The sequence below is a fragment of the Zhengella sp. genome, assembly GCF_041397485.1.
Taxonomy (GTDB): Bacteria; Pseudomonadota; Alphaproteobacteria; order Rhizobiales; family Rhizobiaceae; genus Zhengella.
Genome location: NZ_JAWKWO010000004.1, coordinates 46,921 through 67,641, shown reverse-complemented (window position 1 = coordinate 67,641; position 20,721 = coordinate 46,921). Strand labels below are relative to the sequence as shown.

General features: G+C 65.0%; 22 protein-coding genes. 10 read left to right on the top strand and 12 right to left on the bottom strand.

From position 1 onward, the window contains the following. Nucleotides 1–132: 132 nt before the first annotated feature. The 4 genes from R3D65_RS12825 to istA all read right to left on the bottom strand — a co-directional run bounded on the left by R3D65_RS12825 (nucleotide 133) and on the right by istA (nucleotide 5,985). On the bottom strand, nucleotides 133–711 hold the full coding sequence (locus R3D65_RS12825; RefSeq protein WP_371275640.1) for a DUF922 domain-containing protein: 579 nt from the start codon (nucleotides 709–711) through the stop codon (nucleotides 133–135). Continuing rightward, nucleotides 708–3,548: an excinuclease ABC subunit UvrB gene (gene uvrB / locus R3D65_RS12820; protein ID WP_371275639.1), complete on the bottom strand. Its 2,841-nt coding sequence runs from the start codon at nucleotides 3,546–3,548 to the stop codon at nucleotides 708–710. The genes R3D65_RS12825 and uvrB overlap by 4 nt, the downstream gene beginning before the upstream one ends. Before the next feature lie 164 nt (nucleotides 3,549–3,712). After that, entirely contained in the window at nucleotides 3,713–4,489 is a 777-nt protein-coding gene (gene istB / locus R3D65_RS12815; RefSeq protein ID WP_371275638.1) for an IS21-like element helper ATPase IstB, read from the bottom strand. Further along, the gene (istA, locus tag R3D65_RS12810; protein ID WP_371275637.1) at nucleotides 4,486–5,985 is read right to left on the bottom strand and encodes an IS21 family transposase; all 1,500 of its coding nucleotides are present in this window, start codon (nucleotides 5,983–5,985) and stop codon (nucleotides 4,486–4,488) included. Before istA ends, istB begins: the two co-directional genes overlap by 4 nt. A gap of 315 nt (nucleotides 5,986–6,300) precedes the next feature. Between istA and R3D65_RS12805 the strand changes: the two genes are divergently transcribed. Next, nucleotides 6,301–7,308 (top strand): hypothetical protein, encoded by a 1,008-nt coding sequence (locus R3D65_RS12805; protein ID WP_371275636.1) that lies wholly within the window; start codon nucleotides 6,301–6,303, stop codon nucleotides 7,306–7,308. A 149-nt stretch (nucleotides 7,309–7,457) separates the two neighbouring features. Here the strand turns inward: R3D65_RS12805 and R3D65_RS12800 are convergent, their stop codons facing one another. Continuing rightward, nucleotides 7,458–8,255 carry a hypothetical protein gene (locus tag R3D65_RS12800; protein WP_371275635.1) on the bottom strand — a complete coding sequence of 266 codons (798 nt, stop codon included), beginning with the start codon at nucleotides 8,253–8,255 and terminating at the stop codon, nucleotides 7,458–7,460. 120 nt (nucleotides 8,256–8,375) lie between these two features. On the opposite strand from R3D65_RS12800, the gene msrA reads away from it, so the two are divergent. After that, nucleotides 8,376–8,888, top strand: coding sequence for a peptide-methionine (S)-S-oxide reductase MsrA (gene msrA, locus R3D65_RS12795; RefSeq protein ID WP_371275634.1), 513 nt, complete (start codon nucleotides 8,376–8,378; stop codon nucleotides 8,886–8,888). A 238-nt stretch (nucleotides 8,889–9,126) separates the two neighbouring features. Here msrA and R3D65_RS12790 read toward each other — a convergent pair whose 3' ends face one another. Continuing rightward, nucleotides 9,127–9,354 (bottom strand): hypothetical protein, encoded by a 228-nt coding sequence (locus tag R3D65_RS12790; protein WP_371275633.1) that lies wholly within the window; start codon nucleotides 9,352–9,354, stop codon nucleotides 9,127–9,129. Between the two features lie 318 nt (nucleotides 9,355–9,672). On the opposite strand from R3D65_RS12790, the gene R3D65_RS12785 reads away from it, so the two are divergent. From R3D65_RS12785 to R3D65_RS12775, 3 genes are all read left to right on the top strand, one after another. Continuing rightward, the gene (locus R3D65_RS12785; protein ID WP_371275632.1) at nucleotides 9,673–10,425 is read left to right on the top strand and encodes an SDR family oxidoreductase; all 753 of its coding nucleotides are present in this window, start codon (nucleotides 9,673–9,675) and stop codon (nucleotides 10,423–10,425) included. Nucleotides 10,426–10,587: 162 nt separating this feature from the next. After that, entirely contained in the window at nucleotides 10,588–10,983 is a 396-nt protein-coding gene (locus R3D65_RS12780) for a cytochrome c family protein (RefSeq protein ID WP_371275631.1), read from the top strand. 220 nt (nucleotides 10,984–11,203) lie between these two features. Further along, entirely contained in the window at nucleotides 11,204–11,593 is a 390-nt protein-coding gene (locus R3D65_RS12775; RefSeq protein ID WP_371275630.1) for an acyl-CoA thioesterase, read from the top strand. A 15-nt stretch (nucleotides 11,594–11,608) separates the two neighbouring features. On the opposite strand, the gene R3D65_RS12770 is transcribed toward R3D65_RS12775, so the two are convergent. From R3D65_RS12770 to R3D65_RS12750, 5 genes are all read right to left on the bottom strand, one after another. Then, on the bottom strand, nucleotides 11,609–11,977 hold the full coding sequence (locus tag R3D65_RS12770; protein WP_371275629.1) for a thiol-disulfide oxidoreductase DCC family protein: 369 nt from the start codon (nucleotides 11,975–11,977) through the stop codon (nucleotides 11,609–11,611). 39 nt (nucleotides 11,978–12,016) lie between these two features. Beyond that, nucleotides 12,017–12,763, bottom strand: coding sequence for an extensin family protein (locus R3D65_RS12765; RefSeq protein WP_371275628.1), 747 nt, complete (start codon nucleotides 12,761–12,763; stop codon nucleotides 12,017–12,019). Nucleotides 12,764–12,864: 101 nt separating this feature from the next. Next, nucleotides 12,865–13,749, bottom strand: coding sequence for a DMT family transporter (locus tag R3D65_RS12760; protein ID WP_371275627.1), 885 nt, complete (start codon nucleotides 13,747–13,749; stop codon nucleotides 12,865–12,867). 109 nt (nucleotides 13,750–13,858) lie between these two features. Next, nucleotides 13,859–14,344 carry a DUF1499 domain-containing protein gene (locus R3D65_RS12755; RefSeq protein WP_371275626.1) on the bottom strand — a complete coding sequence of 162 codons (486 nt, stop codon included), beginning with the start codon at nucleotides 14,342–14,344 and terminating at the stop codon, nucleotides 13,859–13,861. A gap of 26 nt (nucleotides 14,345–14,370) precedes the next feature. Further along, nucleotides 14,371–15,489, bottom strand: a complete 1,119-nt coding sequence (locus R3D65_RS12750; protein WP_371275625.1) for a PQQ-dependent sugar dehydrogenase — start codon at nucleotides 15,487–15,489, stop codon at nucleotides 14,371–14,373. 163 nt (nucleotides 15,490–15,652) lie between these two features. Here R3D65_RS12750 and R3D65_RS12745 point away from each other — a divergent pair, with 163 nt between their 5' ends. The 5 genes from R3D65_RS12745 to R3D65_RS12725 all read left to right on the top strand — a co-directional run bounded on the left by R3D65_RS12745 (nucleotide 15,653) and on the right by R3D65_RS12725 (nucleotide 19,787). Next, nucleotides 15,653–16,201, top strand: coding sequence for a hypothetical protein (locus R3D65_RS12745; protein ID WP_371275624.1), 549 nt, complete (start codon nucleotides 15,653–15,655; stop codon nucleotides 16,199–16,201). A gap of 177 nt (nucleotides 16,202–16,378) precedes the next feature. Next, on the top strand, nucleotides 16,379–16,852 hold the full coding sequence (gene greA, locus R3D65_RS12740; RefSeq protein WP_371275623.1) for a transcription elongation factor GreA: 474 nt from the start codon (nucleotides 16,379–16,381) through the stop codon (nucleotides 16,850–16,852). A gap of 21 nt (nucleotides 16,853–16,873) precedes the next feature. Beyond that, nucleotides 16,874–17,932: a glycosyltransferase family 4 protein gene (locus R3D65_RS12735; RefSeq protein ID WP_371275622.1), complete on the top strand. Its 1,059-nt coding sequence runs from the start codon at nucleotides 16,874–16,876 to the stop codon at nucleotides 17,930–17,932. Beyond that, nucleotides 17,929–18,786 (top strand): glycosyltransferase family 2 protein, encoded by an 858-nt coding sequence (locus R3D65_RS12730; RefSeq protein ID WP_371275621.1) that lies wholly within the window; start codon nucleotides 17,929–17,931, stop codon nucleotides 18,784–18,786. The genes R3D65_RS12735 and R3D65_RS12730 overlap by 4 nt, the downstream gene beginning before the upstream one ends. Nucleotides 18,787–19,016: 230 nt before the next feature. Beyond that, nucleotides 19,017–19,787, top strand: a complete 771-nt coding sequence (locus R3D65_RS12725) for an FkbM family methyltransferase (RefSeq protein ID WP_371275620.1) — start codon at nucleotides 19,017–19,019, stop codon at nucleotides 19,785–19,787. A gap of 49 nt (nucleotides 19,788–19,836) precedes the next feature. On the opposite strand, the gene R3D65_RS12720 is transcribed toward R3D65_RS12725, so the two are convergent. Further along, entirely contained in the window at nucleotides 19,837–20,676 is an 840-nt protein-coding gene (locus R3D65_RS12720; RefSeq protein ID WP_371275619.1) for a glycosyltransferase family 2 protein, read from the bottom strand. Between the last annotated feature and the right edge of the window lie 45 nt (nucleotides 20,677–20,721).

Genomic DNA, 20,721 nt, shown 5'->3' with positions numbered 1-20,721 from the left:
ACAACACGGTCGTTTTGTGGTCGTACTGACCAAGTGTTCAACGTGACCTGATGTCAGTTTTAGCTGTTTAACACCTGAATGCGGTCAGGGAGAAGCTGGCCCCTTTCACGTGTTTGCTCATAGCCCCCCCCCTCACTCCACCAATGCCCGGATCAGCCCTTCCACAGTGCCGCCGCGGCCCATCTCGTCGCGGTCGAAGGCGCGGGAGCGGGCCTGGTGGCGGGCATAGGCCGCCTTCACCTTTTGCAGGATGAGCGGGCGGATTTTCGTGCAGCCGGGGTCGTTCTCCGTGCGCGTGCCCACCGTGTCGCTGACGATGGCGCGCACGAGATCGTGGATCATGGCGGCGTGGACGGCCTCATGCGCCCTTATGCCGGTGATGAACGCCTGCCAGCGGCGTGCGAGCGCGCCTGTCAGCGGGGTTGCGGGTTTCGGCACTGTGGTGGTGATGGTGAGGAAGGGCAGGGCGCCGCGCAGCGTGCAGGCGCTGCCCTGCCGGCGGTAGTCGCGGCGCCATTTCAGATCGAAACTCGTATGCGCGATGGCGCTGGCGCCGGGGCCGAGGCGCGGGCCGTTCTCGCCGATGGAGCGGTAGAGCGCCAGCCCGGTTTCGCCGGTCACCGGATAGGTGGCGACGCGCTCGGTCGCGGTCCATTCGCCGGCCCGGACCGGAAGGGCCATGAGCAGCAGGGCGAGGGCGGCCGCCTTCACCGTCCGGGCCGGCCGGTCTTGCCGGGGCGGCGCTTGCGGCGCTTTTCCTCGCCCGCATCCTCGTAGGAGCCGGCGCCGATCCGCTCGCGCTTCACCGGCTTGACGCTCTGGACCGGCTCTTCCGTGCGGCCCACGGTCATCTCGTCCAGCGTCGGCTTGCGGAACAGGCCGGCGTCCTTCTCCGGCGTGCGCTTTCCGGTCGCGGCGCGCTTGCGGCTCTCGCGGGTGTTCTCGATGCCGGTGTCGCGGGCCATCGGATCGTCCATCATTTCCAGTTCGGTGGCCTTCAGCCGCTTGATCTCGTCGCGCAGGCGGGCGGCGGCCTCGAAGTCCAGGTCGGCGGCGGCGTCGCGCATCTGCTTTTCCAGCGCCTCGATATGGGCCTGCAGGTTGTTGCCCATGAGCGCGCCTTCGCTTTTCGCGTGGCCGCCCGGCCCGGAAATGGAGGCGCGCACGTGGTCGGCCTCATAGACGCTGTCGAGAATGTCGGCGATGTGCGACTTGACGCTTTCCGGCGTGATGCCGTGCTCGGCGTTCCAGGCAAGCTGCTTCTCGCGGCGGCGGCTGGTCTCGTCCATGGCGCGCTGCATGGAGCCGGTCACCTTGTCGGCATAGAGAATGACCTTGCCGTCGACATTGCGCGCGGCGCGGCCGATGGTCTGGATCAGCGAGGTCTCGGAGCGCAGGAAGCCCTCCTTGTCGGCATCGAGAATGGCCACGAAGCCGCATTCGGGAATGTCGAGGCCCTCGCGCAGCAGGTTGATGCCGACCAGCACGTCGAAGGCGCCGAGGCGCAGGTCGCGGATGATCTCGATGCGCTCCAGCGTGTCGATGTCGGAATGCATGTAGCGCACGCGCACGCCCTGCTCGTGCAGGTATTCGGTCAGGTCCTCGGCCATGCGCTTGGTCAGCACCGTGCACAGGGTGCGATAGCCGGCAGCGGCGGTGGCGCGGATCTCGCCCAGCACGTCATCCACCTGGCTGCGGGCGGAGCGCACCTCCACCGGCGGGTCGATCAGGCCGGTCGGGCGGATCACCTGCTCGGCGAAGACGCCGCCGGCCTCCTCCATCTCCCAGCCGCCGGGGGTGGCCGATACCGCCACCGTGGCCGGGCGCATGGCGTCCCATTCCTCGAAGCGCAGCGGGCGGTTGTCCATGCAGGAGGGCAGGCGGAAGCCGTATTCGGCCAGCGTCGCCTTGCGGCGGAAGTCGCCCCGGTACATGCCGCCGATCTGCGGCACGGTGACGTGGCTCTCGTCGATGAACAGGATGGCGTTGTCGGGAATGTATTCGAACAGCGTGGGCGGCGGCTCGCCCGGCGCGCGGCCGGTGAGGTAGCGCGAATAGTTCTCGATGCCCTGGCAGGAGCCGGTCGCCTCCAGCATCTCGATGTCAAAACGCGTGCGCTGCTCCAGCCGCTGGGCCTCCAGCAGCCGGCCCGCCTTTTCAAGCTCTTGCAGCCGCCACTTGAGTTCCTCCTTGATGGACTTCACGGCCTGGTTGAGCGTCGGCTTCGGCGTCACGTAATGCGAGTTGGCGTAGATCTTCACCGTCTTCAGGTCGCCGGTCTTGTGGCCGGTCAGCGGGTCGAACTCGGTGATGGAATCGATCTCGTCGCCGAACAGCGAGATGCGCCAGGCCTGGTCCTCCAGGTGGGCGGGGAAGATCTCGATCGTGTCGCCGCGCACGCGAAAGGAGCCGCGCACGAAATTGATGTCCTGGCGCTTGTATTGCTGGGCGACGAGGTCGGCGAGCAGTTCGCGCTGGTCGATGCGGTCGCCGACCGACATCTGGAAGGCCATGGCGGTGTAGGTTTCCACCGAGCCGATACCGTAGATGCAGGAGACCGAGGCGACGATGATGACGTCGTCGCGCTCCAGCAGTGCGCGCGTGGCGGCATGGCGCATGCGGTCGATCTGCTCGTTGATCGAGGATTCCTTCTCGATATAGGTGTCGGAGCGCGGCACATAGGCTTCCGGCTGGTAGTAGTCGTAATAGGAAACGAAATACTCCACCGCATTGTCGGGAAAGAACTTCCTGAACTCGCCATAGAGCTGGGCGGCCAGCGTCTTGTTGGGCGCCAGAATGACCGCCGGGCGCTGCGTCTCCTCGATCACCTTGGCCATGGTGAAGGTCTTGCCGGAGCCGGTGACGCCCAGCAGGACTTGCGTCCGTTCATTCTCGTTGGCCCCCTCGACAAGATCGGCGATGGCCGTCGGCTGGTCGCCGGAGGGCGCGAAGTCCGTGACCATGCGCAGCGGAATACCGCCCTCGGATTTCTCCGGGCGGGCGGGGCGGTGCGGCACCCAGGCCTTCTCGCGCAGGTTGGGATCGCCCGTCTCGATCAGACGCGACAGCGCCTCCACCGTGGCGGTGACGCCGGCGGCAGACAAGCCCTTCGCCTCCTCAAGGCTGACGTCGAGGCCGGAAACTGGGTTGAGGCCGGCCGCGGCGCGCGCCTTCGGGTCGCTGGTGCCGCCGATCAGCGTGCCGCCGCCGGTGCGCTTCTCCGTCGTCTTGCGCCCTTTGGGCGCGGCGTCTGCAGGGGCCTTGGCGCCAGCCTTGACGCGATGGGTTCCGGCTTTTGAGCGGATCTCGCGCATCTCTTCCTTGCGGGCCTGCTTGGCCTCGCGGAGTGCTGCTTCCTCGGCCTGCTTTTCGATCAGGCTTATTTCAGTGGCGGAAATCTTGCGCGGCGCTTCGCCTTGCTCCGCTTCACGTGCGATTTCCGCTGCCCAATCCGCGATATCGCCGGTCAGCGGCGCACCCTCGAAGGGCGCCTGCGGGGCTTCACCAAACCCGGAGGGCTTGCCTGTTTTTTTCGATGATCTTGCCATGGCGGCAATATGGGCAGAGTTCCGCCGAAAGGGAAGGGGCAGGAGGGGATGTCAACGCCGGAGCAAAAATGCGCCAGTTGGCCGGAGCAAAAATGCGCCAGATGACGTCATGCGAAGGGGCCCGATCGGGCCCCTTCGCATGACGGCGCGCCGTTTCGTCGGGATCAGTCCGTTGCGGAATCGCGGTTTGGCTCGGCAGCCTTGCGGGATTGTGCGAGGCGATAGCTTTCGCCGTTCATTTCCAGGATATGGACATGGTGGGTGAGCCGGTCGAGGAGCGCGCCGGTCAGTCGCTCGGAGCCGAAGACGCTGGTCCATTCATCGAAGGGCAGGTTCGACGTGACGATGGTCGAACCGCGTTCGTAGCGCTGTGAGAAGACCTCGAACAGCAGTTCGGCTCCGGTCGGCGACAGCGGCACGTAGCCGAGTTCGTCGATGATCAGCAGTCGAACCTTGGCCAGTTGCTTCTGCAGCCGCAGCAGTCGCTTGTCGTCACGCGCCTCGAGCAGTTCGTGCACCAGGGCCGATGCGGTGATGAAGCCGACAGGCAGCCCCTTCTGGCAGGCGGCCAGACCGAGGGCGAGAGCGATATGGGTCTTGCCGGTGCCGCTGTTGCCGACGGCGATGACATTCTCGTTGCGGGTGACGTAGTCGCAGCGCGCCAGTTCCATCACCAGCATCTTGTTCAGCGATGCGATGGCATTGAAGTCGAAGCTATCGATGCTCTTGACGGCGGGGAAGCGGGCCGCCTTGATCCGCCGCTCCACCATGCGCCGTTCGCGATCGATCAGCTCGAGTTCGGCAAGCCGCAGGAGATAACGCGAATGATCGACGCCTTCGGCGGCGCACTGCCGGGCGAGCTTGTCGTATTCGCGCAGGAAGGTCGGCAGCTTCAGCGCCTTCAGGTGATGGGACAGCAGCAGTTGCGGCGTATCGTTCATGACCCGGCTCCGGCCAGAAGGCTCATGTAGCTCCGCGCCGACGTCACCTCGACGCGGGCTTTCGGCAAATAGGGATAGACCGTCATGTCGAGGCGTGGTGGCCGGCGTTCGATCCGGCACAGGACGAGATGCTTGACCGCGTCGAACCCGATCGTGCCGCGTTCCAGCGCACATCGGATCCCGGCATGGACATCGTCGACGGAGAATGTCTCCATCAGGCGCAGCACCTGGACGAACTCGCGCTTGCCCTTTTTACCCAGGCGCGCTTCCAGAAGCCGGCGCAGCGTGGTGAAGGCTTCCGGCAGGTCCCAACCGGCCAGCGGAGCCGCCTGGTCGAGGGCATTGGTCTTCTGCTCGATCAGCGCCAGGTAGTGCAGCGGGTCGAAGATGAAGTCCTCCGTCTCCCAGGAACGGCGATGGCGGGCGATGATCTCGGCGCCGCAGGCAATCACCACCTCGTGGACGTAGCCGCGCACGAGAACCTCGCGATGGCCGTAGGTGGTTGGGACGGAATAGTCGTTGCCGCGATAGCGAACCAGCGACAGCGAACTGACCCGGGCGGTGCGCATGTCGCAGGCGTCGTAGGCAACGGCCGGAAGAGGCTGGAAGTGGGCGCGGTCGCGTTCGAGGCGTTCCCCGATCGTCTCGCCATGACCGCGCAGCCTGTCGCTCATGCGCCGGCGGCACCGGGCTTCCAGCCAGGCATTGAGATCGTCGAAGCTGGCGAACCGCGGCAGCGGCACCATGAAGTTGCGACGGCAATAGCCGACCAGCCCCTCGACCTTGCCTTTGTCGTTGCCCTTGCCAGGACGTCCGAAGCGATCCTCGAACAGATAGTGGGAGATCAGTTCCGAGAAGATGCGTGTCCGCTTGCGGGTGCCGTCGCCAAGAATGCGGGCGACCGCGATCCTGGTGTTGTCATAAAGGATCGAAACAGGCACCCCGCCGAAGAATGCAAAGGCCGAGACGTGACCGTCACAGAAGGCCTCGCTGGTCTCTGCCGGGTAGGCCTTCACGAAACAGCCGTCGGAATGCGGCAGGTCCATCGCCAGGAAATGAATCTTGCGCTCGACGCCGCCGATCACGCCAAGCACTTCGCCGAAATCGACCTGGGCGTGGCCCGGCGGATGGGCCAGCGGCACGAACATCTCGCGCTGGCGCTGTCGGGCGGCATGGACATAGTCCTTCACGATCGTGATGCCGCCAACATAGCCGCGCTCGTCACGCAGACGCTCGAAGATCCGCTTCGAGGTGTGGCGCTGCTTCTTCGACCGGTCGCTGTCTTCCGCCAGGATCCGGTCGATAATCTCGACAAACGGGTCGAGCTTCGGACGGCGAACAGGCTTACTGCGCCGATACCCCGGCGGAACCGAGAACTGCAGCATCTTCTCCACCGTCCGGCGATCGATCCCGAAAACACGGGCCGCCTCGCGCCGGCTCATGCCCTCGACGAAAACCGCCCGCCTGACACGTCCATAAAGTTCCACGCCCTTCATCCCCGCCCTCTGCCAAAGGCGAGAAGGCTACCACTGGCGGAGTTTTACTCCGGCCAACAGCCGGATCATCCGGCCGCTTCCGTGGGCGATTTTTGCACCGGCGTTCTCAGCCTCGGTGTCGCATAGATTTCGTCGCGGGCATGGTATTGGCGATCGACAATACGACTTGTGGGTCGATGTGTTTACAGCACGTGATCGCTTGCGTTAGGGGTCGGTCGTTTCAGGTTTGATATGTGTTTTTAGGGGTAGATTTTGAGGTGTTCGATGGGTGTGTGCGGTTTTGGTCGCGTGATTGCAACAGGTGGCCTTTTCAGCATGCTGGCTTTTGCTTTGCCCGCGCATGCGCAAACCGTGCTGGAGCGTGTTCTCGATCAGGTGGATGGTGTCAGCAATGTTGCGCCGGTCAATGGTGTTTATGCGAACATCGCCGAGAACATGTCTGAGGTCATTTACGACTCGATTACCGTACAAGAGACGATCGCACTCGAAGGCGCGGATCCGGGCGCGATATTCGGGTATGTATTATCCAGCAATGGTGGGGATATGTATCCCATAAAGAAAAGCGATTTGGGCACGATCATACCGTCTTCTCGAACTGGTTTTTCTCAGGATTTAATCGTTAGTCGCAGCGGTGTTCTGGAACTTGTAGACGTGCCAAATCCGACCGAAGGGTTCTTCGTTTTTAATCCCGCCTTTGTCGGTGGTTTTAAGTATCTTGTTCAGTCTTTGGATCCGGTGGCGATCCTGTCCGGCGATGAACTTGTCTACAGTGATGGAAAAAATTCATACCTGGTTCGTCCCGCTGATGCCGAGAGTACGGCATTGCTCCAAGTGTTCAGGGACGTGACGACGACGTCGCTCATTGATCATTCCGTCTCCAAGATTGACGGCAGTATCACCAACGTCGTCAGTGGCATGACCGTTGCGGCTGAGGACAAAGCCGCTGGCGCTACGGGCAGTATCGCGTACCATTTGCCTGCCATCGATTTCGGCGACATGGCAACCACAGCATTGGGTGCAGTGAATACAGGGGATATCACGCTGGGTATCGAATCGGCTGTCGATGATGCCCGCACGGCATCGTCACAAGCGGTGGAAAGCGCCCTGGTTGCGGTCGGTGGCAACGCCGACACCGGGACGTTGATGTTGAATGTGGCGCACAATGCCGGCGCTGTTCAAGGCGATGTCAACAATGCGCTGACCGGCCTGAACGGGACCGTCGCGAACATCAGCACCACTGCGCTGGGTGCTGTGAATACCGGTACCATCGTCAACGGCGTCCATGCCTCCGTGGCAGGCATCACAGGCATTGGCGGTTCCTGAAGGAACGCGCGTTCAGCGTGGAACATGCGCTGCGGCCATGAGGGAGGGCATCTGCCCAGACTAGGTCCGGCTCGGGCGGGATCGCTCAAAGGCAGACGCGTATGAAAGCGTCATTCTTCCGTGGGCAGGAATTCCTGGCCAGCAGGACGTCATCCGTTTTCTGACTGGCTTGTTGTCCCCGCCAGGGCCGCTTGCAAATGTGCCGGGGTGACCGCGGAGGGTTGCTGAAACGGATTGCCATGGACAAGCACGATGGCGGCGGTTGGCGCGGCGGCCAGTCCGAACAGGATCATCGCCACGAGGGCCGCGGCAGGGTCGGTCGCGTGGATGGCGGCGATGGAGAGCAAGGTCAGGAAGCCGAGAAAGGCCATGCCGAGCCATTTCAGCGGGTTCACATGGGTTCGGCTCAGACCGATCCTGACGTCCCGGTTCTCGCGCACTTCGGTCACGGCATTGATCATCGCCTGGCGCACGGGTCCACCCGCGCCGCCCCCCGCCCGGTCGAACGCCACGTGGCGCAACAGGTCATCGGCGGCGGCCGCCGCCGCGCCGGACGTCTCGCAATGCGCAAGCGCTGGCCATTCGTCCACGGCCGCCGCCGCATAGGCCCGGATCGCCGCGTGCAGGGCAGGCCGTGTCTCCGGCGGCGTGGTTTCCGCGAGAATGTCAAGGCGGCGGATGGCATCGGCCTCGCGCAGCACTGCGCCGCGTGCGCGGTCGTGGGCCGTCCAGGTGTCATTCGCCAGAAAGGCGAGGGTCAGGCCGAACAGGACACCCAGCACATTCATGAACGGACCGGAGACCTGGCCCAGTTCCGCCTCCCATGCCGCCCAGCGCGGCGTCATCATTACCGCCTCGATCAGGATGATGGCAAAAACCGTTCCCAGGATGGCCACACCGCCGAAGGCGTAATGGTCATAGGTCTTCCAGGTCTTGCGAATGTGCATGTTTCCGTCCCCCGGTTCGGCCTATCTGACGCCGGAAGGCGGGTTGTTTCAAGGTCCACTCTTGCCGCAGGCGCGGCGCCGGCCCAAATTCTCTCCATACGGAACGCAGGAGAACCATCCATGACTGACAAGACCGAGACCGCCATTCTCGCGGGCGGGTGTTTCTGGGGCATGCAGGATCTCATCCGCAAGCTTCCGGGCGTGCTGTCCACGCGTGTCGGCTATACCGGCGGCGATGTGCCCCATGCCACCTACCGCAACCACGGCGACCATGCCGAAGGCATCGAGATCGTCTTCGATCCGGCCCGCATCAGCTATCGCGACCTGCTGGAGTTCTTCTTCCAGATCCACGATCCCACGACGCCGAACCGGCAGGGCAACGATATCGGCCGCTCCTACCGCTCCGCGATCTATTTCCTGTCGCCGGAGCAGGAAGCGGTCGCGCGGGACACCATCGCCGATGTCGAGGCATCCGGCCTCTGGCCGGGCCGGGTCGTCACCGAGGTCGAACCCGCCGGGGATTTCTGGGAGGCAGAACCGGAGCATCAGGATTACCTGGAGCGCTATCCCAACGGCTATACCTGCCACTTCCCGCGGCCGGGCTGGGTGCTGCCCAGGCGCGCCGCCGTGTGAGCGCGGTTCCAGGCATGTGAGAAACCCCGGCGGTGGATGACCGCCGGGGCTCGCAGCCGGATTCCGCGCCGTGCGTATTGGGGTTTCGGTGACGCGGTCTCCGGGTGTGCCGTTGTTTCCGGGTCTTGGCGCTTCGCCCGCAAGGGCAGGCTCAACGTGCGACGCCGTGTTTTCCGGTGCTCCGGGTCTTGGCGCTTCGCCCGCAGGGGCGGGCTCAACGTGCGACGCCGGAGGAAGATCAGCCTGCGGTGGCGGCGGTGAATTCCTCTTCGGAAAGCGCGCCGGAGCCATCCGTGTCGGCGGCCGAAAACTCTTCCTGCGACCAGGTATAGCCGGCCGCCGTGGCTTCTTCCATTGTCACCATGCCATCGCCATTGGCGTCGGTGGTGGCGAAATCCGCGTCCTGCGCGTGAACGGGCGCGAAGGCAAATGTGGACAGGCCGAGGGCCAGAACGAGTTTCTTCATCGGAATACTCCTTTTTCTCCCGTGGGCGGGGTTGGTGCGGTTCGCAGGGCGGGGAGCCGCCGCGAACGGGGCTGATCCGGCCAGCCGATTGCGGCGGTTTGACGGCCGCGCAATCACTTCGCCACCGCCTCCCGATACATATATTGTCAAAATATTTCAGTTACTTGCATCAATTGATGGAACCTTCTGCGCATGCCGCGCGGCTGCCCGGCTGGCTTGCCGATCCGGCCGACTGATTTCTGTCAATGACAGGGCATGTCGCGGCTGTTTTCCTGTGCGGGCAGAACAGACATGCATGGCCGAAACCGGAGAAGCAACATGACCGTTCGAACCCCTTCCGAACTGCGTATCCTGATGACCGGCGCCGCGCGCGGCATCGGCGCCGCCACGGCGCGCCTGATGGCCAGCGGTGGCGCGAAAGTGATGCTGGCCGACGTCATTGACGACGAAGGCGAGGCGCTGGCCGCCGAATTGGGCAGCAATGCCATCTATCGCCATCTCGATGTCACCAGCGAGGCGGACTGGCAGGCGGCGGTCGCGTCGGCTGAAGAGGCGTTCGGCGGTCTCGACGCATTGTTCAACAATGCCGGGATCCTGGCCGTCGGCGGTGTCGCCGATTGCCCGCCTGAAACCTACCGGCACGTGATCGACGTCAATCTGGTCGGCGTGTTCCTGGGACTCCACAGCTGCGCGCCCGCGCTGAAGCGGGCCGGCGGCGGGGTGATCGTCAACACATCGTCGACGGCCGGCCTGCAGGGTTATGGCGGTCTTGCGGCCTATGTCTCCAGCAAGTGGGGCGTGCGCGGGTTGACCAAGGCGGCGGCACTTGATCTGGCGCCGGACGGCATCCGCGTCGTTTCGGTGCATCCGGGGCCGATCCGCACGCCGATGACCGATGGCATGGGCGACGAGGTGGCGGCCGCGCAGCCGATTCCGCGCTTCGGCGAACCGGACGAGGTGGCACGGCTGGTCCGCTTCCTGATGTGCGAGGCGACCTATTCGACCGGCAGCGAATTCGTGGTCGACGGGGGTGCTGTCACCGGACAGGTGCTGCCGCTCGGTCAGGATTGAACGGCTTCCGCCCGCGTGCATTTGCACCAAAGTACACCCGCCGAATTGACCGGGATCAATCCCGCACCGGCGGTGAGGGCGCAGCATGCCGCCGGCCCTGGAACAGGGGCCGGCCCCGATTGCGGGGGTCCGATTCACGATCCCGAAAGGGAGGGGAAACCGATGAAACTGATGAAACGTCACCTGGTGGCCGCTTTGGCTGCCGTGTCCGGCCTGGCTGCTTCCCAGCCGGCTTTCGCCGAGGATGCCATGGTTGCCGCCGGCAAGCTCTTCTTCGGCCAGCGCTGCCAGATCTGCCACAATCCGGCAGCGAAGGGCGGCAAGACCTACGGTCCGCCGCTGGCCGGCGTGGTGGGCCGCAAGGCCGGCAGCGTCGACGGCTTCGCCTATTCCGATGCATTGAAGAATTCCGGCATCATGTGGACGGAAGCGTCACTGAAAGCCTGGATGGAAGACAATGACGGCATGCTGCCGGGCACGCGCATGCGCCATGTCGGCGTGGAGGACAAGGCCGAGCAGGAGATGATCGTCGCCTATCTGAAATCGCTGGCCGAATAGGCCGGCCCAGACGCCGGCACGCCCGGCGTGGAGGGGCTCCGGCGCGCCCGCCCATGAGGGGATGTGGCGAAGCCGCGCTGCCGGAGCCGGGCGGCGCACTTTCGGGTGCGCCGCCTGTCGCCTGCCTGTATCCGCCCGGCCGGCCAGCGAACGCAGTTGACCTTGTTGCCCGTGTTGCCTACCCAGTTTGACTGTCGAGCAGTCAACGGGGATGGAGCACATGACGACCACAGCCGCGCCAAAGGGCGAACTGACGCTGCGCACGCTGGCCATGCCGGCCGATGCCAATGCGGCCGGGGACATTTTCGGCGGCTGGGTGATGGCGCAGATGGATCTTGCCTGCGGTATCCGTGCTGCCGAGCGCGCGCGCGGACGTGTGGTCACCGCCGCCGTCAAGGAAATGTCATTCGCCAAGCCGATGAAGGTGGGCGATACCCTGGCCATCTACATCGACATCGTGAAGGTGGGGCGCACCTCCATGGTTCTGGCGGTGGAAGCCTGGGCGCAGCGCTATCTCACCGACATCATGGAACGCGTTACCCATGCCGATTTCATCATGGTGGCGCTGGATGCCGAGGGACGGCCGATGCCGGTGCCGCCGGAGGGCTAGGAAGGGGCGAACCTGTCAGCCCGGACGGGCCGCGCGGCGGCGGCGGTGGCCCCGTTGCCAGGCGAGAAACAGCCGGTAGCCGGCGCCAGCCATCTGGCGCAGCCCCGGTATGCGGAACAGGAAGGCGGTGTGGCGCAGGAGCGGCAATTCTCGCCAGATCCGCGCAAAGGCATCGACGCCGACATGCCATCGGCCCTCGCAGTCGCGGACATGGAAGCGGTTGAGCAGGTCGTCGCGCGTCTTTCCCTGCGGAAGGCAGCGGTCCGGCAGGGCGGTGATGTCGTGCCAGGCAATCGCGCCGGCCCGGTCCATGCGGCCATACCAGGCCACTTCCATGCGGCAGACCGGGCATTGCCCGTCATACCAGACCTCGATCATCGCCATTTCCCGCCCTTCGCGTTGCCGCCAGGCCGTCCGGCGGCGCTACTTGCACACCCGGCGCTTCGACGACCGTTGCATCAGGTCGAAATGGAAGTGGTCGCGGTGGTCGCGATCATAACCCGGGCCGAGCACGGTGGAAAAATAGGGGCAGGCATCCTCGCGGACAGAGGCGAGCAGGCTTTTTTCGCGGAAAGAGAAGAAGCCAGGCCTGCGCACGTCGACATTGCGGCCGCTGTTGAGCGTGATGTCCATGATATCGAGCGCATTGCCCGTGCCATGGGCCGACAAGGTGCCCGAGCCGCGAATGCGCCGGCACGAATAGGACGAACCCTGGCGGATGGTGTCGACGCCGGACAGGTAACGCAAGCGTGCCGCCGGCACGAGTTCCTCGTCGGTCCATTTCGCCACGGCCTCGGCCATGGCGCAGGTCACGGTGGCGGCCGGTTTCAGCTTCACACCATGCGGCAGGCCGGTAACCTCGACCGGCCAGGCTATGCCGCAACCGCCGCCCTCGCTGATGCGCGGCAGGTCACGGAAGGTCACGTCCATGCGGCGCAGGCGCCTGCGGCAGGCCTCTTCCGAAGCGGGCATCGTCTCCGGCTCCGCGAACATGTCGGGGCTCATCATGCCGCCGTAAAGCGAGGCCGTGCGGGCCTGCCGGTCGACGCCGACCATGGGCCGGAGGACGTCGTCATCGCCGAAACAGGCGGTCAGCGCCAGTGCCATCGTGGCCAGGGCAAACCCGCGCAGTGCGTGGCGCCTGCCATTGCGCCGCTTGTCGTTGGCCATCGTCCTTGCTCCGCCGCTGTGGTATCGGCGAAGACGCTAATATGACGGGGTAAAGGAAGGCTTGCGGCGGGCGTTAACGCTCAAGGTCATTGCGTGGCAGGTCAGGCGGGACGGCGGCGCTTGAGCGCCGGCACGATTTCCACCGCCAGCATGGCCGTCAGCATCAGCGCACAACCCGCATAGCCTTGCAGGCCAAGGCGTTCGCCAAGAAACAGCGCGCCGAACAGGGCAGCGAAGACCGCCTCGGAAGACAGGAAAATGGCCGCCTGCGGGGCAGTGGTGTGGCGTTGCGCCACGGCCTGTATGGTAAACGCGATGCCGCCCGCGAAGACGCCGGCATAGAGGATTTCTGGCGCGGCGAGGCGGATCGCCGCCAGGTTCCAGGGCTCCAAGGCCAGGGCGAGGGACAGGCCGAGCACGGCGCTGAGAGCGAATTGCCAGACGGCGAGGGCGACCGGACGTCCGGAGGAAAGCACATAACGGCCAGTCAGCGTGACCTGCATCGCCCAGAAAAGCGCGCAAAGCACGACCAGCCAGTCGCCGGGCGTGAGGCTTTCCAGCCGGCCGCCGGAAAGATACCAGATGCCGGACATGGCCAGGGCCGCGGCGGGCCAGATCACCGGGTGCGGCCATTGCCGGAACAGGGCGATGGCGAGGAAGGGCGTGAAGACGACGTAGAGCCCAGTCAGGAAGCCTGCATTGGTCACCGATGTCGTCAGCAGGCCCACCTGCTGCGCGCCCATGCCGGCAAAGAAGAAGAGGCCGGTCAGCGTGAAGGCGCGCCAGTCGGCCCGCGACAGCGGGCGGTCGGCGCGGCGCGCCTCGCGCAGCGCCAGCGGCAGCATGGCCAGCGTGGCAACGGCAAAGCGCAGGCCGATGAAGCCCCATGGACCGATGGCATCCATGGCCGTGGACTGGGCCACGAAACCCATGCCCCAGATGGCGCCGGAGGTCAGCAGCAGCAGGTTGGCGCGAATGCGGGTCATGGGCGGCGGATTTCCGTCAGTGGATCGTCGATCCCCGTCTCCTCCGCCGTGGCGCGCCGGTCAATCAAATTCCGTCAATGGCTGCCATCGAAAACGCTGAACGGCCCGCTCAGTCGACGGGCAGGATGGAGCGCAGATAGGCCCTGTTGGCGCCGAAATCGGCGCGGCCGAGCTGGGCGCGGGCATAGGCGCGCAGGCCGGTGCGGCCATTGGCCAGTTCCACGGCCTCGACATCGACCGTGTCGGGGAAATGCATCAGCGGTGAACGGACAACGAAGCGGGCATAGGCGGTGTCGCGCCCGTCATCCACCTGCACGGCCGGACGCGGCCCTTCGGCCACGCGGCGGGCAATGGCGGAAACGAGGGCCTCCGGCGGTTCATCGTGTTCGCCAAGCACGATGTCGGGATCGCTGCCGCAAAGGCCGGGTGTGCAGGCGAGTGCATCGTTGGGGGTTCGGCTGCGCGGGGCGCTGTCGAAATCATAGCGGCCAAGGTCGGCCGGCCCGGCAATGCGCTCCCAGAAGGCATTCCGGTTGGCTGCGAAAACCAGCCCGGTGACGACAAGGATGGCGAGAAGGATGTAGACGACGGTCATGGTGGATCTCATGCGGTCGCGGAAATCTATCTGGAAATGCGGATGAGTTCACCGGGGTCCTCGTCGGTGATCAGCCAGATGGCGCCGTCGTCGGCAACCTCGATGTCACGAATGCGGCCGAAGGCGCCCTCGAACATGCGTTCTTCCGGTCCGATCGATCCGTCCTCGCCGCGCTTCACGCGCGTCACGAGCTGGAATTTCAGCGCGCCGGCCAGGAAGTCGCCCTGCCAGGCGGGAAACATGGCGCCATCGTAAACGGTCAGGCCCGAAGGCGCGATGGACGGAACCCAGTAGAATTCAGGCTGTTCGTAGCCCGGCGCCCCGGTGCCGACGCCGATCCTGGCGCCGGAATAATGCTCGCCATAGGAGATGACCGGCCAGCCATAATTGCGGCCCGGCCGCGGGTGGTTCAGTTCATCGCCGCCGCGTGCGCCGTGCTCGGTGATCCAGAGCGAATTCGTTACCGGGTCCCAGGTGGCGCCCTGCGGGTTTCGATGGCCCTTTGACCAGAGCTCCGGGCGGGCATCTGACTCACCGGCCCACGGATTGTCCCGCGGGACAGACCCATCCGGGTTGATGCGCAGAACCGCACCGGCGTGGTCGGTCATGTCCTGGGCACGCTGGCTGTCGCCCCTGTCGCCGATGGTGAAAAACAGGGTGCCATCCGGCGCGGGCACGATCCGGGAACCGAAATGCCGGCCCGTGCCCGTTTTCTGCGCCATGGAAAAGATCACCCGGATGTCTTCCAGCCGTGGTGCCTGGCCGTCGCGTACCAGACGCGCGCGGGCGATGGCGGTGCCCTGGCCACCGCGGCCAGGTTCGGAGAAGGAAAGGAAGATGGTGCCGCTTTCGGCAAAGTCATTGGCGATCGCCACATCCAAAAGGCCGCCCTGGCCCGTATCGGCCACATCGGGCACACCGGCGATGGGCGCCGACAGGGAGCCGCCGGAAAACAGGCGCAGGCGGCCCTCGCGTTCGGTGAGCAGCACCGCGCCATCGGGCAGGAATGCCATGCCCCACGGATGGGACAGGCCGTCGGTCATGACGGTCGCCGTGACCTGACCGGCAGACGTGTCATGCGTTGTCGTCTGCGCAAGTGCAGGTGTCGCGGCCAGAAAGGCGGCAGCGGCAAGCAATCGGGGCAAGAGATCCGGTTTCATGAAAGCAGAGTTAGGCAAAACGCCTTCTCCGGCAAGATTGGCATCCGCAGATCACGCCAAGGTGATGGCGGCGGCGACGGAAAGGGCGGTCCTGTCCTTTCGTGTCCACAGGGTGTATTCTCAGGAAACGGAAAGCGGAGAATCACGCATGCAGGGTGTCAATGACAACCCGGTCCTGCCTGTCGAACCGGCACAATGGCGCGCCGCCTTTTCCGTGTCCCACACCGCATTCTTGGCTCCGGCCATCGGCGTGGCCGTGGTCTTCCTCGGAACATGGTTCCTGCTGTGGCTCGCAGGGCAGGGAACCAGCCCCATTGCCCGGCTCGCCCTGCTCGGCGGATGCCTCGCCAGCCCGGTGCTGGCGGCCCATGGCATGCTGGCCGCTGCCTCGCAGCGTGTGCAACTGCTTTCCCATGCCCTTGTCGTGGAACAGGGCGTCACCGCGCCGCGGCGCGAAACGCTCGGCTACGGTTTCATCACCGGCCTGTCCGTCCGCACGAGCCTGAACGGCCGGCTGACCGGCAGTGGCAGTCTCGTGCTCGAACTTGGCGATGGCGGGCGGGTGGTCGTCTCCGGCCTGCGCGACGCGGTGCGGGCGCGCGATGCGGTGACAGCCATGGCGCGGCACCGGCAACCGGCGGGGCGCAAGCCATCCGGGACGGGCCTCCGGTTGCCGGCGGCTGCCGTGCGCGGCTGACATTTTTCGCGTGAAAATACGCAAATCAGTGTTATATTCGCGCGAAGTCTGAACGGTTCGCCGGCTCATACCGGTGACCGTTTTCTTTTTGCGCGTTCGCGAGGGGAACGGGCATATCCGCACAACGAAAACCCGGCGGCCGGAAGCCCGGCCCGGGAGCGAAGTACAGGTGAGACCATGAACAAGGTACCGATGACGCAACGGGGCTTCGATACGCTGAAGGAAGAATTGCGCTGGCGCCAGCAGGAAGAGCGGCCGCGCATCATTGATGCGATCGCCGAGGCCCGTGCCCATGGCGACCTTTCCGAGAATGCGGAATATCACGCGGCCAAGGAGGCGCAGAGCCTGAACGAGGGCCGGGTCAGCGAACTGGAGGATCTCGTCGCCCGCGCGGAGGTCATCGATGTCTCCAAGCTGAGCGGATCAAAGATCAAGTTCGGCGCCACGGTGCTGCTCGTCGACGAGGATACCGAGGAAGAAAAGTCCTACCAGATCGTCGGCGACCAGGAAGCCGACGTGAAGCAGGGGCGCATCTCCATTTCCTCGCCGATCGCCCGCGCGCTGATCGGCAAGGAAGCGGGTGACGCCATCGAGGTCAATGCGCCTGGCGGCGCGAGAGGCTACGAGATCCTCGAGGTGAAATACGTCTGAGCGGACAGGCTGGCCGGGGCGATGCGGATCAGGGACGTCGAGGTCATCGCGCCGCATTTCAAGCGGCGGCTCTCGGGCGTGACCTCGACCGTGGTTCAGCTTGTGCCAGAGCAGGCGCGCTCCGGCATTGGCATCGTCACGCTGGGGCCGGGGCTGCCGGCGGACATGCCGCGCATGGCATGGTGGCAGGTGCCGGCGCTGTGGCGGCGCCCGGCGCGGCGGCGCTGGCGCATCTGGCATGCACGGCGCAATGTCGAGATGATCGCGGGCATCGTTCTGCGCGACCTGTTGCGCATGCCGCTCAAGCTGCTTTTCACTTCCGCCGCGCAGCGCCGCCACAAGCCTTTCACCAAATGGCTGATCCGGCGCATGGACGGTGTGGTGGCGACCAGCCTGCGATCGGGATCCTATCTCGATGTGCCGCATGTGGTGAACATGCACGGCATCGACCTCGACCGGTTCCGGCCGGGGCGCGGGCCGGATGACCAATTCGCGGTGACGGGCCTGCCCGGCGCCCGCGCCATCGGCTGCTTCGGGCGCGTGCGCGAGCAGAAGGGCACCGATCTTTTCGTCGATGCCATGATCGCGCTTCTGCCGGATTTTCCGGAATGGACGGCGGTCATCACCGGGCGGGTGACGCCCGAACACAAGGCGTTCGCCGACCGGCTGCAGGCACGCATCGATGCTGCCGGTCTTGCCGGGCGCATCCGCTTCCTGGGTGAGGTGGAGGACATCCGGCCCTGGTACAGGCGGGTCAGTCTATATGTCGCGCCGTCGCGCAACGAAGGCTTCGGCCTGACGCCGCTGGAAGCCATGGCATCGGGCACGGCCGTGGTGGCCAGCGATGCCGGGGCCTATGCCGAGATGATTGCCGATGGCAGGACAGGGGCGGTGGTGCCGGCCGGCGACGGCGATGCGCTGCGCGCGGCGATCCGGCCCTACCTGGCTGAACCGGCAATGGCGCAGGCGCATGGCGAAGCCGCGCTGCTGCATGTGCGGGCGCATTTCGCCCTTGCCCGCGAGGCGGAGGGATTGCAGGCTGTCTATGAAAGCCTGTGGTCTTGGGAGACAATGCAATGACCGGGACGGCAGAGCCGCGGACAACCATCGTGACCGTGGTGTTCAACAGCGCCGCCGTCCTGCCCGGCATGCTTGCTTCGGTGCCGGAGGGTGTGCCGGTCATCATCGTCGACAATGGCAGCGGCGACAGCAGCGCAAGGATCGCGGACGCGGCCGGGGCGCAGGTGATACGCCTGCACCGCAACGAAGGCTTCGGGCGGGCCTGCAATGCGGGCGCGGCGCTGGCGGACACGGAGTTCCTGCTGTTTCTCAACCCGGATGCCGCGCTGGAACCCGGTGCGCTGGATGCGCTGGAGGCGGCAGCCGACGCAAACCCGCTGGCCAGCGCCTTCAATCCGCATATCCGCGCGCCGTTGGGGGCTTCCGGTTTCAAGCGCCGTTCGGTCCTGCTGCCGCGCTCCGCCTGGCTGGAACGCGGCCTGCCGGCGCAGGATGTCAGCGTGCCGGTGCTGACGGGCGCTGCCCTGTTTTGCCGGCGCGCCTGCTTCGAGACCGTCGGCGGCTTCGATCCGGCGATCTTCCTCTATCACGAGGACGACGACCTTTCGCTCCGGATGGCGCGCGATTGCGGGCCGTTGCGCTTCGCCGCAAAGGCCGAGGTGCGGCACGAGTCCGGCCATTCGGCGGGCCGCAGCGCCAATGTCGCCCGCTTCAAGGGCTATCACATGGCGCGTTCGCGCCTTTATGCGCAGGCCAAGCATGGCATGGGCAAGCCCTGGGCGGTCAGCCTCGCCCTGGCTGTGGGCGGCTTGCTGGCGCCCCACAACCTGCTTTCGGCCCGCCGGCGGGCCAAGCATTTCGGCCAGATCGCCGGCGTATGGTCGGCGCGCAAGGATGGCGGCGTTTTTCGCTGATCAAACTCCCGACGCCACGGTTTCTCAATAAAATTCTGATTTTCCAATAGTAAAAATTTGTCACGACGCCGGGAGTTTTTTGAAACGACAAGACCGAATGATACGAACAGCGTATTGATAAATTGAAATACATGGCGATATTCCCATATCACATGGCCGTTTTGGCAGGAGCGGCTTCTCGGGCAGGCGGGATATATAATGATCCGCTGCCATTGCGCAGTGGGGGCGCCATGGACTGGAATTTTGTTCGCGATTTCTTCCGTGCCCGGCGCGTGCGCAGGCATGTTGCGCGCCATGGCGAGCGCTATGATTTTCATGGACAGGATGTCATCGTGCCGCTTGTGGCGGGCGTGGGGCCTGCCAATGCCCTTTTGCGCGGCAAGTATGAACGCGCCGAAGCGGCAATGATACTGAAACACCTTCCGCCCGATCGTCCGGTGATCGAACTGGGCGGCTCACTGGGTGTCATTTCGGCGCTGATCCGGTCGCGGCTTGCGCCCGGAACGCGCCATGTCGTTGTCGAGGCCAATCCCGATATCCTCGACATCTGCGCGAAGAATGCGCAGCGGGGATCCCGCGCGGGCGATACGGACGTGGTCTATGCGGCCTACTATCCCGGTGGCGGCGATGCGGTCTTCCTGCTCGGTGCCGACGTTCATTCCAATACGCTGGAAGCGGGAAAGGGAAACGGGCGGCGTATCACCGTCCCGGCGGTGACGCTTGAACGCCTCCTGTCACGGATCGGCAATCCCGGCAATGTCACCGTGGTCTGCGACATCGAGGGGGCCGAGGCAGCCCTGTTCCTGGAAGAGCACGAGATGCTGGATCATGTCGGTATGATGATCGTTGAACTGCATCCCGACGCCTATGGCGCATGGGGAACAACTGAAAAAGCGCTGCTTTCGGTGGCTCGCAAGCGCGGGCTTGCGGAGATCGACCGAATGGAGGACACGGTTGTCCTGGCCCGCCAGAGGGCGGGCAAGATCGCCGGCAACGCCTGACAGCCCCTCTCGCAGCGCCATGCCGCTTGCGAACAGGGCCCACACGGCCTTATGGCCCGGTGCCGCGTCCGGTGAAAAAGATGGCGTCGGGATCGTCCTCGCCCGGCGGCACCTCGTGGCGGTGCATCTCGAAGAGGATGGCTTCGGTGGTGAAGGAGTAGACCGCCAGCCGTGCGGCATGAACGAAGCCGGGCCAGCCGGCGAGGGCATACATCCTCAGGAAATAGACACGCAGGAAGTAGATGAGCGGATTGAAGACGAGACGCACGTAGCGTGGACGCTTCCCGCGTGCGTGCAGTTGCCTCGCTTTCAGTTCCGCGTAGTTCAGTTCCTTGGCAATCTTGTTCTTCGTGTCCAGCACACCCCGGTGCAGAATGGCGCGCTGGCGGAATTGCCCGATCTTCCCCTCCACCGACAGGCCTTCATGGACCAGCAGGTCCGGCTTGTAGAAGGCCTTGCCGTTGCGTGTCAGCCGGAGAATGGGCGAGGCTGTTGTTTCCGGCGCATAGCCGTAGCCGTAGAGATAGTGCGAGAACTTGAGCCGCCAGCCGTTTTCGCGGGCCGAAGGCAGCCGCCGTGCCAGTTCCGGCAGGGCGTCGGGGTCGATCCGTTCATCCGCATCGATGCTCAGGCACCATTCGCGGGTGCATTGCTCAAGCGCGAACTGCTTCTGTGCCGAATAGCCGGGCCATTCCTTGACGAACCAGCGGATCGGCATGCCCTCGGCGATCAGCCGCTGAACGATGGCAGCGGTGGCGTCGGTCGAACCGCTGTCGACCACGATGATCTCTTGGCAGAAGGCGACGCTGCGCAGGGCCGCCTCGATGTATTTTTCCTCGTTCTTGCAGATGATGTAGCAGGAAATCTCTACGCCAGGGATGGTATCCAAGAAATCGCTCCGGATTTTGATCGGGACGGGATCAGCCGAATTGGA